Here is a 15,158-nt window from a genome sequence, read left to right as displayed (position 1 = left end):
AGAACGTAACTTCTCAGTTGAGAAGTTACGTTCTTTTATTAAGCATGTACTTTTGATTGAGTGATTTGAGCATTTACTTTTTCATCAAACTCTTTTTCCGATTTTGACACAACAACTGTTGCGACACCGTTACCAATTAAGTTTGTTACGGCACGAGCTTCTGACATAAAGCGGTCTACACCGATTAATAGGGCAATCCCTTCGACCGGAATCATTGGGAATGCTGCTAATGTTGCTGCTAATGTAATGAATCCAGATCCAGTTACTCCTGCAGCTCCCTTAGATGTAATCATCAAAATACCAAGAAGAGTTAATACTTGAATCCATGTTAATTCAACATTATAAGCTTGGGCGATGAATAGGGCAGCCATTGATAAGTAGATCGCTGTACCATCTAGATTAAATGAATAACCAGTAGGAACTACTAAACCAACAACTTGTTTTGAACAACCAAAGTTTTCTAATTTACGCATCATAGAAGGTAAAGCGGATTCTGATGATGACGTACCAACAACTAAGAAAATTTCATCTTTAATATAAGCAATGAATTTAAAAATATTAAACCCATAAAATTTTGCAATGGAACCTAGAATGACGATTAGGAACAGCGCCATTGTAATATAAACAGCAGCCATCAATAAACCTAAGTTACCTAAAGATTCTAAACCGAAGTTCCCAATTGTGTATGCCATCGCACCGAAAGCACCAATAGGAGAGAACTTCATTACCATACCAACAATTTTAAAGAAGATTTCAGACACTTGCTCGAAAATTTGAATAACCGGTCTTGATTTTTCACCTAATGCCGCAGCAGCCATACCGAATAATACAGCGGCAAACAGTGTTGGTAATAATTCACCGTTCGCAAGGGCTCCTACAAAGTTTTCTGGAATAATACTAGAAATGAAGGCACCAATTCCATGTTCTGTTTCTTCAGCAGCAGTCGTATATTTTGAAATATCTGCACTATTTGCTTCAGACGTATCTAGTCCATCCCCAGCGTTTACTAATAATGCAACCCCAATACCAATTGCTAGGGCGATTGTTGAAACGATTTCGAAGTAAATTAATGCTTTACCTCCGATTTTACCAACCTTTTTCATATCTCCCATGCCACCGATACCGATGACAACTGTTAAGAAAATAATTGGAGCTATTAACATTTTAATTAATTTAATAAATAAATCCGCTAATATTTTTAAACCAGCACCAAACTCTGGCCAAATTGCTCCAACAATAATACCTAAAATAATCGCAACGATTACTTGAAACGTTAAGTTTTTAAGTAATTTCATTTCTTTTCTTTCCTCCTTGTAAACTTACTGTAAATAAAATGTTATCGCTTTCATTGAAACTATCATAACTGATAGTTTTCTGAAAAAGCGGTTTAGTTTTTAATGGTTATATCGTTCATTTCGTTCAATTTATTGTGAATTCTATCACAAAACCTCTATAAATCAACGAATTTACTGTTATAATACTGATTGAAGAGGCTTCTTTTTTGTTATAGTACAAAGGTGGAGTATATAAAAAAAAACTACCTTTTTGTAAAAGGTAGTGACATTTTGTTCATTTTGTTCAATGGAATGATGGTATGGAACGATTCATTTCATCTAATAAATCATCTAAGTAGTGATCATTAATTGTATTTTCATAATGTTTATATATCGGTTGGAGTTGTTCTTTCCATTGATTTTTGTTTGTTTCATCCAATTCGTATATGATAACGTTTGGATCAGATTGAAGATCTTGTAAATTTTGCTCATTAAATTTTTGTGCTTGTTCAAACTGCCAATCTTGCATTTCCTCGAGGGAGTCTAAAATAATTTGTTGATATTCCTCATCTAATCCATTCCAAAATTGTTCATTCATTAGGACGGCATAAGCTAAAATACCATGATTGGAAAGGGTAATATGATTCTCCATTGTATGAAATTGTTTTGAGTAAATATTGGAAATCGTATTTTCTTGAGCATCAACTACATGATTTTGCAAGTCACGATAAACATTGCCAAAAGAAGTAGCAACCGGTTCTGCTTCAAGAAGAGTAAATTGCTTTCTTAAAATGTTACTAGGCATCATACGAATCTTTTTTCCTTCAAACTGTCCTACTTCTACTATCGGTGTTGTCGAAGCGATTTGTTTAAAACCATTGCTCCAAAATGTTAATCCTTTAATATGAACTGTATCAAGCTCTTTTAGAAGGGATTGACTGACGTTACCGTTTAAAACCTCCTTTAATTGCTCATTATTCTCAATAAGGAAGGGTAAATCAAGAACTTGCCAGTTTGGTAACATATCCGTCATTTTCGAAATAGTTGGAGCAATCATTTGAACTTCATTATCCAGCAGGGCCTTTAGTTCATTATCATCACTGTACAACATGCTGTTCGGATAGACTTGTACAACGAGACGACCATCACTTTTTTCCTCAACAAGTTGGGCAAATTTTTCTGCTGCTATTCCCTTTGGCGTATTTTCCGCCACAACATGGCTAAAATGAATCGTTATTTGATCCTTTAAACCTTCTTGTTCATCATCATAAGGTAATGCTGTTGGAGAAAAAATATTTTGACGATACCCAAATAGTACGATTAATATAATGATGGTAATTAAAGATCCAGTTAGAAAGTATTTCATTATCTTCACCACGATTATTGTAGAATAAATATAAATCATTATAAACATAAAGAATGCCAATAGGACAGTGAAAATTAAAGGGGGGTATTTGATGAGAAAACGTAAATTATCAATGAATAAAAAAATTATGTTTTTAACGTTTTTCATTATAGCCTTTTCCTTTTTAATAGCAGGGACTTTCGTTATCGGAAGCTTATTTCAAGAAAAAGAAGAAGACATTGGTCAAGAAGCTATGCTTGTTAGTAGAACGGTAGCGAATTTACCAGAGATTAAAACATTATTACAAAGGGAAAATTTTCAAGATTCATCAAAAAAAATCAATGAAATTATCGGTGAAATACGTTATATCAACAAAGCAGATTACATCGTCGTTATGGATATGAATCGAGTAAAGTATTCCCATCCATCAAAAAATGAAATAGGACAAGTTAGTGAATCGACCGATATGGATGCAGCCTTTGCTGAGCATTACTATTTATCAAAGGCGAAGGGGGAGGAAGGTACGATGATTCGTGCCTTTGTCCCAATTATGAATGAACTAAATATTCAAATTGGAGTCGTATTAGTCGGTTACTTACTACCATCCTATCTTCAAATAGTTGCTGATTATCAGTCAGAATTTATTGTAACGTTATCATTATCAATCTTGTTTAGTGTATGGGGGGCCCATACTCTTGGTCGCCATATTAAGAAGCAAATGTTCGGATTAGAGCCCCATGAAATTTCTAAAATGTATGTGGAAAGAACGGAAACATTCAATGCCATGCACGAAGGAATTATCGCTGTGGATAAAGAGTTAAATATTACGATCTTTAATAAGAAGGCTTGTGAAATATTAGGGGTTGGTGGAGATCCATTCCAATATTTAGGACGCAATATATATGACGTTTTACCTGACACGAGATTGCCTGAAATCGTTTTTACAGGAAAACCGGTTTATGACCAGGAAATCTATGTGAATGAACATAGTATTATTAGTAATCGAATCCCTATTCTCGTTAATGAAGAAACGGTTGGAGCTGTCGCAGTGTTTAAAGATTTAACAGCTTTTAAACAGCTTGCGGAAGAACTAACAGGTGTTAAAGCCTTTGTACAAGCATTACGTGTCCAAACCCATGAGTATAAAAACAAATTACATACAATTGCTGGACTTCTACATCTAGGGCACTCTCAACAAGCGTTAGCTTATTTGTCCCAAGTGAAGGATGAACACGACAATGTTACGAAATTTTTAAACGAACGAATCTACAATGAAAATATTTCTGGTTTATTATTAAGTAAAATAAGTCGTGGTAGAGAACTTGGTATCACGGTTAATATTGATAAGGAAAGTAAGTTTACCCAATTTCCAGAGAAACTAGATCATCATGATTTTGTCGTATTATTTGGGAATTTAATTGAAAATGCCTTTGATTCATTAGTAGCTATTGATAAAAAAGAGAAAGAGATTCATATTTCTATTGATGACAATGATGGCATACTTGCGATCTTAGTAAGCGATAATGGTATTGGTATGACAGAAGAAGTAAAGGCTCGCATATTTGAAAGTGGATTTTCAACAAAGGATAGGGAAAATAGAGGAATTGGTTTATTTTTAGTGAAGGAAATTGTCGATAAAGGAAATGGTACAATTGATGTTACGAGTGAACCAAAAAAAGGAACAACTTTCGTTATTACATTTGAAATATAAATGTGAAGACGTAGCAGCTTAATCCTTAAGTTTCAATTCAAACTTGAAATGGGGAGCACCTAGTAGACGTAAAAAAAATGAAAATGGGCACTAATTTAGGAGGGACCATGTTTGAACTTGATAAAAGTTTTGCTCGTAGAAGATGACCCAATGGTAAGAGAAGTAAATCGACAATTTATTGAGCGAGTAGATGGTTTTAAAGTGGTTGCAATGGGCAACAATGGAATTGAAGGATATAAAAAAATAGAAGAATTAAGACCCGATTTAGTAATTATGGATATTTTTATGCCTGAACAAGATGGGCTTATCACTTTGCGCAAAATTCGGAGCGCTAACATACCTGTTGATGTAATAACAGTAACAGCAGCCAATGATATGCAAACGATTCAACAAATTTTACATTTAGGCGTCTATGATTATATTATGAAGCCTTTTACATTTGAACGAATGCAACAAACGCTACTAAATTACTTTAAATTTAAGGTGAAAGCGGAAGAAGTACACGATTTAACCCAAAAAGAACTGGATGAAATGATTCATCCTTATCGTGAAATCGAGGAGTCCGTTGAAAATGAAATTTCTATTTTAACTGAGCTTCCGAAGGGGTTTAACCGTTCTACCCTTGATAAAGTATTAAAATATGTGAAGGATTCCAAAGAAGGGGTATCAGCGGATGAGGTAGCTTCGGGCATTGGGGTAGCCCGTGTAACTGCTAGAAGATATTTAGATTTTCTGGAAAAACAAAACTTTATTAAAGTGGATGTTCATTACGGTGGAGTAGGAAGACCGATTAATCATTATTTTATTTAATATTATGTTTTGAAGTGTATTTTGCATTTATTGCGAATACACTTTTCTTTTTGATAAATCTATTGAAATTGTACATTTAAAAGCCTATTTGCATATGATACCTTTAGAACAACTTTCGTTAAAAGATGCCGGAAAGGAGATTACTATGCGTCCTCAAAGTTTCTATCAACAAGTGCCACAAGATCGTCCCTTTAATCATTTCCCTGGACCTATGCCTGGTCCTGGACGTGGGCCAATGCCAAACTTTGGTCAGCAAATGCCCCGTGGATTCCAACCGGGAATGATGCCACCACCTGGACCTATGCCTGGCCCCGGACTTGGCTCTGGAACTATTCCAGGTTTTGCACCAAAAACGTCAACACCGAAATTAGAGTCGTTTATGGATACAGCAAATAAATTCTTAGCTACTGCCCAATCTTTCCAACCATTAATCCAACAAGCTACACCGATGATTAGAAATTTACCTGCCCTATGGAAATTATATAAAGGTTTCCAAAGTATGCCTAGTTCAAATGAGACAGAGCCAAAGCAAGAAAGAAAAGGTAGTAAAAGAGATTCCTTTGATTCTATTTCAACGTCAAGCCGATCCAAAAAAGTAAGTCCAGAAAAACTTGCAACCCGTCCATCGAAACCTCTTATTTATCAACCGCCATATGATTTTTAATACTTAAAAATAGAAAAGATTAGTTGGAAGTTTTGTATTAAACGTGTTGCTCCGGTATAATAAAACTATGTACCAACAAAAGGAGTGACATAATGCAAGTCATTAAAATAAATCCAAGAGGTTACTGTTACGGGGTTGTAGATGCGATGGTTATTGCCCGTAATGCCTCATTAGATAAAACATTACCTAGACCAATTTATATATTAGGAATGATCGTACACAATAAACATGTGACAGATGCATTTAAAGAAGAAGGTATTATTACATTAGATGGGGAAAATCGAAAAGAAATTATCGAAAAAGTTGAAACGGGTACCGTCATCTTTACGGCCCATGGTGTTTCTCCAGAAATTCGTGAGATTGCTAGAAGAAAAGGATTAGTTTCCATTGATGCGACTTGTCCGGACGTAACAGTGACCCACGATTTAATTCGTGAAAAATCAGCAGAAGGTTATGATATTATTTACATTGGTAAAAAAGGGCATCCCGAACCAGAAGGGGCAATTGGAGTTGCTCCAGACCATGTACATTTAGTGCAAACGATGGAAGATATAGATAATTTACAATTAGATAACGATAAATTGCTTGTAACGAACCAAACGACAATGAGTCAATGGGACGTGAAAGCGGCTATGGATTATTTAAAACAAAAATATCCCCACATACAAGTACATGAAGAAATTTGTCTTGCTACACAAGTTCGTCAAGAAGCGGTAGCAGAGCAAGCAGGTGCTGCAGATTTATTAATCGTAGTAGGGGATCCGAAATCCAATAACTCGAACCGTTTAACGCAAGTTTCTGAAGAAATTGCCAATACACCTTCCTATCGAATTGCTGATTTATCAGAATTGAAGTTAGAGTGGTTAGAGGGGATTGAAACAGTGGCAGTTACTGCTGGTGCATCAACACCAACACCGATTGTAAAAGAAGTGATCACCTTCTTGGAGAAATATAATCCAGAAGATCCTTCAACCCATGAAATTAAAAGAACCGTTACGTTAAATAAAATTTTACCAAAAATCAAAGAACCAAAACCAGTTGATAAAATAATGCCTTATTAATAATGAACTTTAAAAAATCAGGATGAATATCCTGATTTTTTTATTTTCCTGCCCTATGAATATATTAAATATTCAAAAAGCCTTGATATTATTGGGATGAACAGTTGTTTTGTTGTGCTTTGCATTTCCAAAATGGTACAATATGAAACATGTTAGGAGGTACGAAAAATGTCGAAGTACTCAGATTATGATTTTAAGCCATTTTTAAGAGAAGCAATTGCAAAACTTGGCTTTGAAGAACCAACTCCTATTCAAAAAGAGATGATACCTCTTATTTTGAAAGGGAAAAGTGCAATTGGACAAGCCCATACGGGAACAGGTAAAACCCACAGTTTTCTATTACCGATTGTCCAACGCATTAATGAAGAAAAACAAGAGGTGCAAGCGGTTATCACTTCTCCAACGAGGGAGCTTGCCCAACAAATTTTTGATGCATTGAATCAGTTAATTGAAGAAACGGATATTCAAGCAAAACTAATTATTGGTGGTACAGATAAACAACGGACAATTGATAAGTTAAAAACACAGCCTCATATTGTTGTCGGTACACCAGGTCGAATTCGTGATTTAGTGAAGGAAGGTGCACTACTAGTTCATACTGCTCCAATATTAGTAGTGGATGAAGCTGACCTTGCCTTTGATATGGGATTCATTGAAGATATTGATGGATTTGCAACCCATATGCCGGAAGATCTAGAAATGTTTGTATTTTCTGCGACAATTCCCGCAAAATTACAACCTTTCTTGAAGAAATATATGGAGTCGCCAGTCCATATCCAAATGAATGATAAAAAACCGGCAGCAGAAGGAATTGATTTTATCCTCGTTCCCGTTCGCTCGAAATCGAAAAATCGCCGATTGATGGAAGTAATTGAAGCAATTAATCCGTTTTTAGCTGTGATTTTTTGTAATACGAGAAAAAATGCAGAATCTGTTGCTAGCTATTTAGCAGAACAAGGGATCCGTGCTGGTCAAATTCATGGAGATTTAAGTCCACGGGACCGTAAAAAAATGATGAAACAAATTCGTGATTTAGAATTTCAATATATAGTTGCGACTGATTTAGCAGCGCGGGGTATTGATATCCAAGGAATCTCCCATGTCATCAACTACGAAATTCCTGAAGATCTTGAATTCTTTATTCATCGAGTTGGTCGAACAGCGCGTGCAGGAAATAAAGGAACTGCTATTACGTTATTTGAACCAGAAGATGAAGATGCATTAGTACGAGTTGAAAAAATGGGTATCCCATTCGTTCAAAAAGATGTGAAAAATGGGGAATGGATCGAACTAAAAGAACGCCATGCTCGAAAAAATCGTGTGAAGCATGAAAATGAAATAGACGTTATAGCAAAAGCTCGTGTTCGTAAACCGAAAAAAGTAAAACCAGGATATAAACGAAATATGCGTTGGGAAATGGAAAAAATTAAAAAGAAAGAGCGTAAAAAGCGCAATCGTATGAAGTAATAGGAGGAATTTGAGAATGTTGATAGGTTCACACGTTTCAATGAGTGGAAAAGAGATGCTTCTTGCATCAAGTAAAGAAGCTGCCTCTTATGGTGCATCAACCTTTATGATTTATACTGGTGCACCTCAAAACACTCGCCGTAAACCGATTGAAGAATTAAATATAGAAGCAGGACTAGCACATATGAAGGAACATGGTCTTTCCAATATTGTTGTTCATGCACCATATATTATCAATATTGCGAATACGACAAAACCTGAAACTTTTGCATTAGGCGTAGAGTTTTTGCAAAAGGAAATTGAACGTACTGCTGCGATCGGTGCAACACAAATTGTGTTACATCCAGGTGCCCATGTCGGTGCAGGAGCGGAAGCTGGTATTGCGAAAATTATTGAAGGATTAAATGAAGTATTGGCAACGGATCATCCTGTACAAATCGCACTGGAAACGATGGCTGGAAAAGGTTCTGAAATTGGTAGAACCTTTGAAGAATTAGCTCAAATATTTGACGGAGTAAAAAATAATGATCGTCTATCCGTTTGTTTTGATACTTGTCATACCCATGATGCAGGCTATGATATTATTAATGACTTTGACGGTGTACTAGAGCAATTTGATCGATTAATTGGTATTGATCGTATTAAAGTTGTTCATATAAACGATAGTAAAAATGTATGTGGAGCGGCAAAAGATCGCCATGAAAATATCGGTTTTGGCCATATTGGATTTGAGGCCCTCCATCGCATTGTTCACCATGAAAAATTTAAAGATGTTCCAAAAATTTTAGAAACACCTTGGGTAGGAACGGATTCAAAAAATAAAAAAGCCCCTTATTTATTTGAAATTGAAATGTTAAGATCAGGTAATTATAAACCTGAAGAAATTGAAGCATTAAAAGGTTAGTTATAAAGTAGATGACTTTTCATATAAAGTTATCTACTTTTTTTATTCTTTAGCTTAGAAGTAGGTCCAATTGAATAAACTAGTAAAAGTAAAAATTCTATTGCAATTACCCATGGGAGGAATGGATGAAAAAGAAATTACTGATTTCAATTGTTGCGTTGTTCTTATTTTTAAATCATGTTCCTTTAGTAAAAGCCTCTAGTTTAGACAATACAGTTTTGAACCAATTAGGTAATGAAAATATAAGTGTTTCATTGAGGGCTTTAAACAATGGAGAATTGCTATATGACAACAATGGTGATGTAGCTATGAAACCTGCCTCCACATTAAAATTGTTAACAGCAGCTGCAGCCCTCGATATGCTCGGTTCTGATTATCGGTTTCGTACAGAGTTTTCGATTCATGGGAAGCAAAAAGGAAATGTGTTCAATGGAGATGTTTATATTAAAGGGGAAGGGGATCCTACACTTCAAAAGAAAGATTTTATAACCTTTGCTAGTATATTAAAGCATCACGGAATTGAACAAATTAATGGAAATCTTTATGGAGATGATTCGTTATTTGTTGGCGAACAGTTAACGCCGGGTATTTCGAAGGAAGATGAAAGCTACTATTTTGCTGCAAGAACTACAGCCCTTACACTATCACCGGATAATGATTACGATGCAGGAACGATGATTATTCATGTCACTCCAACTAAAGTCGGTGGGCCCCCTAACATTGTGGCTGATCCAAAGGTTAGTGGAATGGACATTCAAAATGAGGCTGTAACGGTTCAACAAAATCAAAGGAACACGATTGAAATTGAACGGCAATATGGAACAAATAAAATTATCATTACTGGCAATATTCCGGTTAATACTACTTTTAAAGATTGGGTAACCTTTTATGATCCGACCATCAATACATTACAAGTTTTAAAAACAACATTAGAGGAATTTGGTATCACCCTTTCAAACAATACAGAAATTAAGCGTAATAAAGTTCCAAAGGATGCTCAATCGATATTTGTTAAACATTCGTTATCATTAAAATCTTTAATGATTCCCTTTTTAAAATTAAGTAATAATAGTATTGCTGATATTTTAGTGAAAACAATAGGTAGGGAAGTGAATGGGAAGGGGCATCTTAAAGAGGGAATAAAAGCACTACAAGAATACGGTGCGCTACTAGGACTCGATATGGAACAATGGACGTTAGAAGACGGTTCGGGCATGTCCCATAATAATCGCGTATCAGCTAACGAATTAACCCATTTGTTAACGAATATTCAAATGGAGCCCCAGTTTAACATTTTATATAAAAGTTTACCAATTGGGGGACAATCCGATCGATTAATTGGGGGATCTTTAAAAAATCGATTTAACGAAGGGATATACGAAAATCGTGTCATTGCCAAAACGGGACACATTACAGGTGTCTATACGTTAGCTGGATATGTCAAAGCAAATAGTGGGAAAACATATGCCTTTGCAATTATGACCCAACATCAAACAGCCGTTATGCTTTCTGCTATTGATGAAGTCGTGAAACAAATCATTAAGGATTATTAAGAGAGGTTCCCATTTGGAAACCTCTCTTTTTCAATAGTTCTCTAAATATTTTAGAAGTTTTTTTAATTTTTTCTTTCCAATAATACTTTCGACTTCCTTTAAAAAAGAGTTGGGGATACCTGTAATAAGCCATGTAATAGAAGCTTTTTGGGAAAGCGGTCTTAAACGTTGCACTTCCTCCAAGGTTAAATCAATATCGTATTGTCTTGCGAATTTCACAATCTCTTTATCCGATTTTGTTAAAAACTGTTCAATAAATTCAACTTGTTTCAAAGATGACATTCCTTTCTAATAATGGATGTATTCGTTAAAGGGATCTTTGTATTTCTTTTTAAGATTGTTCCCTTTACATTTAGCAATGAATAGACTATACTAACAAATTGTAAATCGTAATGATTATGAATTAGAAAGAAGAGGAAAAATGAGTCAAACATTGATTGAAATGAAAAACGTGTCTTTTCAATATGAATATACACAAGTATTAAAAAACATATCGTTTAAAGTGGATGAAGGGGCATTTCTGGCGATACTTGGTCCGAATGGTTCAGGTAAATCCACTCTATTAAAATTATTGCTAGGATTATTGAAACCGATGACAGGAGAAATTCAATTGTTCGGGCAACCCATTGATGCCTTTCGTCAAAGGGAATGGATTGGCTATGTTTCTCAAAAATCCAATGCATTTAATTCAGGCTTCCCAGCAACAGTAGAAGAAGTCGTAAAAAGTGGATTAACAAAAAAAGTTGGGTTATTTAAACGAATGCCAAAAGATGTTGACTTAAAAGTAGAGGAAGCATTGAAATCCGTTGGAATGGAAGCGTTCCGCTCCCGTAATATCGGCCAACTTTCAGGTGGTCAACAACAACGGGTGTTTATTGCTAGAGCATTGATTTCTAACCCGAAAATTTTAATTTTAGATGAACCGACTGTCGGAATCGATCATGAAAATGTCCAATCATTTTATGATATGTTAGCAACTTTAAACGAGGAACAAAATAAAACAATTATTTTAGTTACCCATGATGTCGATACCGTTTCCAACCGTATTAGCCATGTAGCTTGTTTAAACCAAACGATCCATTTCCATGGATATAAAGAGGATTTTGATACGATTTCACAAAATCAATTGGATAATTGGTATGGCCATGCGGTTCGAAAGATTCATTAAAGAGGAGAAGGCAAATGATTGAAGCAATTTTAAACTATGAATTTTTACAAAATGCCTTTTTCTCAGGGCTAATTATTGGAGTGATTGCACCGGTATTAGGTGTATTTATTGTTGTAAGAAGAATGTCCCTTATTGCGGATGCATTGTCCCATGTGACATTAGCGGGAATTGCAGGAAGTTTATATTTAAGTCAAACTTTCACTGCCTTTGCATTATTAAATCCAATTTATTTAGGAATTATTGCATCGGTTAGTGGATCCATTTTAATTGAACGATTACGTAGACTTTATAAACATTATGAAGAGCTTGCCATACCGATTATTATGTCGGGGGGAATTGGTCTTAGCGCCATTTTTATTTCATTAGCTAGTGGCTTTAATACAGATTTAATGAGCTATTTATTTGGCTCTGTTTCGGCTGTTTCTAGACAAGATTTATGGGTTGTCATCGGTATTGCGATCGTTGTCTTTTTATTTTTATTTGCTTTTTTCAAAGAAATGTTCGTTTTATCCTTTGATGAGGAATATGCCAATGCGAGTGGCCTACCCGCAAAATGGATTCACTTTTTATTTATGATTGTTGTGGCGTTAGTCATCGCAGCAAGTATGCGAATTGTCGGTATACTATTAGTTTCTTCTTTAATTACTCTTCCAGTTGCGGCAAGTATGCGAATAGCACGGGGCTTTAAACAAACAATCATTTATTCCATTTTGTTTGGGGAAGCTGCTGTGATTATCGGATTGGTCAGTGCCTTTTATTTAAACCTAGCACCCGGTGGAACGATTGTTGTTACTTCTATACTTATCCTATTAATTGTTATAATAACAAAAAAGATCATTCTACATTTAAAGCAAGGAAGGGGAGCAGTTAAATGAATATTACGAGAGCATGGGAAATTTTAAAAGATAACGGTTATAAAAAAACAGATAAACGTGAGCTAATTTTGAATATGTTTGAAGATACGGATAAGTATTTAACTGCTCGAGATCTCCTTTCTGTATTGAAAAAGGATTTCCCGGGAATGAGTTTTGATACAATTTACCGAAATTTAGCTACTTTTGTTAATCTTGGCATATTAGAAGAAACCGAGCTAAATGGCGAAAGAAATTTCCGAATGCATTGTGAATCAGAACACCATCATCATCATTTTATATGTATGGAGTGTGGAAAAGTGAAGGAAATTTCTGTTTGTCCAATGGAAATGATACAAGAGAAATTGCCAGATTGTGCGATCGAATCCCATAAATTTGAGATTTACGGGAAATGCCAAAATTGTGTACATGAAACCGTTTAACTTCCTTTAAAAATTACTGTTCATTTATTTGGGAAAATATGATACATTGCAATTAAGTGAATACGTTTGCAGGAAAAAGATGCGATGATACGCTTAATAGGGAATTCGGTGAGATGCCGAAGCTGTGTCCGCAACTGTATGTGTTTGTTTCAAGAAAATGCCACTGTCTAAAGGGATGGGAAGGCTCTTGAAACGATAAACACGAGCCAGGAGACCTATCTTTTTCTGATCGTAACAAACCTCTTCGGAACTAAAGAGAATGTGCGGCATTATTTTATAATTTTTTTGTTCTATATTGTAATTTATGCCATCCGTTCTCGGTTGGCTTTTTTATTGCCATGCTTTCCTATCCGAAGGGATGTTATCACTAAGAAAGGGGTGTTCCTATTCGAAAAGATAGCCGTTACAGCTGTTATCCATTTATGAGGGAGAAAAGTTGTCTAGTTGACTTCGAGATTCGAACTGATTCTCTTACAACAAAAATAGGGGTAGTATTGCCTTTGTTGCAAGAAGAGGAGAATTGCCGAGTTGTTTTAGATGATTTGCACAAACTCCATCCGATGGCCTATCACGTAAATGGATCAGTTCGTGGGAAGTTATCGGTAACAGAAGAAGATTTAAGTTGGTTAAGCAGTCGATATGATTTTTATGTTGAACAAGTGGGGGAAGAGATAAAGCAATTTTTACTGCCTCAGGGGTGTCTAGCTGCAACATTTTTACATATTTGTCGTAGCGAAGCGAAAAAATCTTACCGGGCTCTTCATAAAGTAAGTGAGGAGAGGGAAGTACCGGAAATACTATTTAATTATTTAGGGCTACTAGCCAATGTATTTTTTGTCATGGCTGTTTATACAAATAAAATGCATGGTATTGAAGAAGTCCCATTTATAAGTAAATCCTATCCTAATAAAAAAAGAAAAAAAGAGGAAGTGTGACGATGAAATTTTTCAACAAGAAGTGGATGGCACCACTTGCCATCTCATTGCTATTAGTTGGTTGTTCTGATGGGGAACAAAAAGCAACGAATGATACAGATTCAAAAACAAACAGTACGGAAGAAAGTGGTCCCTATACAGTAGTAGATGACCGTGGACAAGAAGTAACTTTTGAAGAAGTCCCTGAAAAAATCGTTTCTCTACAACCAAGTAATACAGAAATTTTATTCGAGCTAGGTGTAGGGGATCAAATTATTGGAGCATCGGAATATGATACATATCCGGAGGAAGCTTTAAAAATCGAACGTGTAACAGATTCCATGACAGTAAATACGGAACGTATTATTGAATTAAATCCAGATGTCGTATTTGCTTATACAACTGGAGAAGAAGCTCAAATTGACCAATTGGAAAGCGCAGGACTTAAAGTATTCGTTATTCAATCAGCAACTTCTATTAACGATGTTTATGGTGATATCGAACAAATGGCTGAAGTAATGGGAGTGGAAGAAGAAGGAAAACAAGTTGTAGAAGATATTCAATCTCAAATTGCAGCTGTTCAAGAAAAAACAAAGTCGATTGAACAAAAGAAAAAAGTTTATTTTGAAATTTCACCAGCTCCAGACATTTGGTCTATCGGTTCTGGTACATTCCAACAAGAAATGATTGAGGCAGCAGGTGTGGAAAATATTTATGCTGATCAACAAGGATGGTTTGCAGTAACAGAAGAAGATCTAATTACAAGAAATCCTGAAGCGATTGTTTCGACGGTAAATTATATAGAAGATCCAAAGGGTGAAATATTAGCTAGAGAAGGATGGTCTACAATTTCAGCAGTTCAAAATAAAGAAGTGTATCTATTAAATGCGGATATTATGGATCGTCCAGGACCACGTATCGGTGAAGCAGTTGAAATGATTGCCCAAACGATTTACCCAGAATTATTTAATGAATAATTAAGTAAATAAATCT

Annotated in this window: 15 protein-coding genes and 1 riboswitch; of the genes, 12 read left to right on the top strand and 3 right to left on the bottom strand. The window is 35.3% G+C overall.

The annotated features are described in order from the left end of the window. Nucleotides 1-38 precede the first annotated feature (38 nt). Both MHH69_RS10595 and MHH69_RS10590 read right to left on the bottom strand, forming a co-directional pair. Entirely contained in the window at nucleotides 39-1,295 is a 1,257-nt protein-coding gene (locus MHH69_RS10595; protein ID WP_122972554.1) for a dicarboxylate/amino acid:cation symporter, read from the bottom strand. A 283-nt stretch (nucleotides 1,296-1,578) separates the two neighbouring features. Continuing rightward, the gene (locus MHH69_RS10590; protein WP_341362285.1) at nucleotides 1,579-2,640 is read right to left on the bottom strand and encodes a DctP family TRAP transporter solute-binding subunit; all 1,062 of its coding nucleotides are present in this window, start codon (nucleotides 2,638-2,640) and stop codon (nucleotides 1,579-1,581) included. A 91-nt stretch (nucleotides 2,641-2,731) separates the two neighbouring features. Here MHH69_RS10590 and MHH69_RS10585 point away from each other — a divergent pair, with 91 nt between their 5' ends. The 7 genes from MHH69_RS10585 (at nucleotide 2,732) to dacB (ending at nucleotide 10,789) form a co-directional block, all read left to right on the top strand. Then, on the top strand, nucleotides 2,732-4,330 hold the full coding sequence (locus MHH69_RS10585; protein ID WP_122972553.1) for an ATP-binding protein: 1,599 nt from the start codon (nucleotides 2,732-2,734) through the stop codon (nucleotides 4,328-4,330). Between the two features lie 111 nt (nucleotides 4,331-4,441). After that, the gene (locus tag MHH69_RS10580; protein WP_122972552.1) at nucleotides 4,442-5,140 is read left to right on the top strand and encodes a response regulator; all 699 of its coding nucleotides are present in this window, start codon (nucleotides 4,442-4,444) and stop codon (nucleotides 5,138-5,140) included. A gap of 145 nt (nucleotides 5,141-5,285) precedes the next feature. Continuing rightward, a complete protein-coding gene (gene vrrA, locus MHH69_RS10575) occupies nucleotides 5,286-5,804 on the top strand; it encodes a VrrA/YqfQ family protein (RefSeq protein WP_341362284.1) in 519 nt (172 codons plus the stop codon). Nucleotides 5,805-5,896: 92 nt separating this feature from the next. After that, a complete protein-coding gene (locus MHH69_RS10570; RefSeq protein ID WP_122972550.1) occupies nucleotides 5,897-6,865 on the top strand; it encodes a 4-hydroxy-3-methylbut-2-enyl diphosphate reductase in 969 nt (322 codons plus the stop codon). Nucleotides 6,866-7,033: 168 nt separating this feature from the next. Beyond that, a complete protein-coding gene (locus MHH69_RS10565; protein ID WP_122972549.1) occupies nucleotides 7,034-8,332 on the top strand; it encodes a DEAD/DEAH box helicase in 1,299 nt (432 codons plus the stop codon). 16 nt (nucleotides 8,333-8,348) lie between these two features. Next, a complete protein-coding gene (locus tag MHH69_RS10560) occupies nucleotides 8,349-9,236 on the top strand; it encodes a deoxyribonuclease IV (protein ID WP_122972548.1) in 888 nt (295 codons plus the stop codon). Nucleotides 9,237-9,361: 125 nt separating this feature from the next. Beyond that, entirely contained in the window at nucleotides 9,362-10,789 is a 1,428-nt protein-coding gene (gene dacB / locus MHH69_RS10555) for a D-alanyl-D-alanine carboxypeptidase/D-alanyl-D-alanine endopeptidase (RefSeq protein ID WP_341362283.1), read from the top strand. A 30-nt stretch (nucleotides 10,790-10,819) separates the two neighbouring features. Here dacB and MHH69_RS10550 read toward each other — a convergent pair whose 3' ends face one another. After that, the gene (locus tag MHH69_RS10550; protein ID WP_122972546.1) at nucleotides 10,820-11,062 is read right to left on the bottom strand and encodes an endonuclease IV; all 243 of its coding nucleotides are present in this window, start codon (nucleotides 11,060-11,062) and stop codon (nucleotides 10,820-10,822) included. A gap of 148 nt (nucleotides 11,063-11,210) precedes the next feature. Between MHH69_RS10550 and MHH69_RS10545 the strand changes: the two genes are divergently transcribed. From MHH69_RS10545 to MHH69_RS10525, 5 genes are all read left to right on the top strand, one after another. After that, nucleotides 11,211-11,957, top strand: coding sequence for a metal ABC transporter ATP-binding protein (locus tag MHH69_RS10545; RefSeq protein ID WP_122972545.1), 747 nt, complete (start codon nucleotides 11,211-11,213; stop codon nucleotides 11,955-11,957). 14 nt (nucleotides 11,958-11,971) lie between these two features. Then, nucleotides 11,972-12,832: a metal ABC transporter permease gene (locus tag MHH69_RS10540; protein WP_122972544.1), complete on the top strand. Its 861-nt coding sequence runs from the start codon at nucleotides 11,972-11,974 to the stop codon at nucleotides 12,830-12,832. Then, the gene (locus tag MHH69_RS10535) at nucleotides 12,829-13,251 is read left to right on the top strand and encodes a Fur family transcriptional regulator (RefSeq protein ID WP_122972543.1); all 423 of its coding nucleotides are present in this window, start codon (nucleotides 12,829-12,831) and stop codon (nucleotides 13,249-13,251) included. Before MHH69_RS10540 ends, MHH69_RS10535 begins: the two co-directional genes overlap by 4 nt. Nucleotides 13,252-13,311: 60 nt before the next feature. Further along, nucleotides 13,312-13,488: riboswitch (cobalamin riboswitch) on the top strand. Between the two features lie 149 nt (nucleotides 13,489-13,637). Beyond that, the gene (locus tag MHH69_RS10530; protein ID WP_122972542.1) at nucleotides 13,638-14,186 is read left to right on the top strand and encodes a hypothetical protein; all 549 of its coding nucleotides are present in this window, start codon (nucleotides 13,638-13,640) and stop codon (nucleotides 14,184-14,186) included. A gap of 2 nt (nucleotides 14,187-14,188) precedes the next feature. Continuing rightward, nucleotides 14,189-15,142 (top strand): ABC transporter substrate-binding protein, encoded by a 954-nt coding sequence (locus tag MHH69_RS10525; protein WP_122972541.1) that lies wholly within the window; start codon nucleotides 14,189-14,191, stop codon nucleotides 15,140-15,142. Nucleotides 15,143-15,158: the final 16 nt, after the last annotated feature.

Source organism: Ureibacillus sp. FSL E2-3493, from assembly GCF_038077515.1.
Classification (GTDB): Bacteria; Bacillota; Bacilli; order Bacillales_A; family Planococcaceae; genus Ureibacillus; species Ureibacillus halotolerans.
Note: the sequence above shows the minus strand (reverse complement) of the source record. Positions and strands in the feature narration are given on the sequence as shown.

Bases quoted from the DNA above. Each gene is read 5' to 3' on its own strand.
- MHH69_RS10525 (WP_122972541.1), top strand. From the start codon at position 14,189: ATGAAATTTTTCAACAAGAAGTGGATGGCACCACTTGCCATCTCATTG.
- MHH69_RS10560 (WP_122972548.1), top strand. From the start codon at position 8,349: ATGTTGATAGGTTCACACGTTTCAATGAGTGGAAAAGAGATGCTTCTT.
- vrrA (WP_341362284.1), top strand. From the start codon at position 5,286: ATGCGTCCTCAAAGTTTCTATCAACAAGTGCCACAAGATCGTCCCTTT.
- dacB (WP_341362283.1), top strand. From the start codon at position 9,362: ATGAAAAAGAAATTACTGATTTCAATTGTTGCGTTGTTCTTATTTTTA.
- MHH69_RS10565 (WP_122972549.1), top strand. From the start codon at position 7,034: ATGTCGAAGTACTCAGATTATGATTTTAAGCCATTTTTAAGAGAAGCA.
- MHH69_RS10535 (WP_122972543.1), top strand. From the start codon at position 12,829: ATGAATATTACGAGAGCATGGGAAATTTTAAAAGATAACGGTTATAAA.
- MHH69_RS10595 (WP_122972554.1), bottom strand. From the start codon at position 1,295: ATGAAATTACTTAAAAACTTAACGTTTCAAGTAATCGTTGCGATTATT.
- MHH69_RS10570 (WP_122972550.1), top strand. From the start codon at position 5,897: ATGCAAGTCATTAAAATAAATCCAAGAGGTTACTGTTACGGGGTTGTA.
- MHH69_RS10540 (WP_122972544.1), top strand. From the start codon at position 11,972: ATGATTGAAGCAATTTTAAACTATGAATTTTTACAAAATGCCTTTTTC.
- MHH69_RS10545 (WP_122972545.1), top strand. From the start codon at position 11,211: ATGAGTCAAACATTGATTGAAATGAAAAACGTGTCTTTTCAATATGAA.
- MHH69_RS10585 (WP_122972553.1), top strand. From the start codon at position 2,732: ATGAGAAAACGTAAATTATCAATGAATAAAAAAATTATGTTTTTAACG.
- MHH69_RS10590 (WP_341362285.1), bottom strand. From the start codon at position 2,640: ATGAAATACTTTCTAACTGGATCTTTAATTACCATCATTATATTAATC.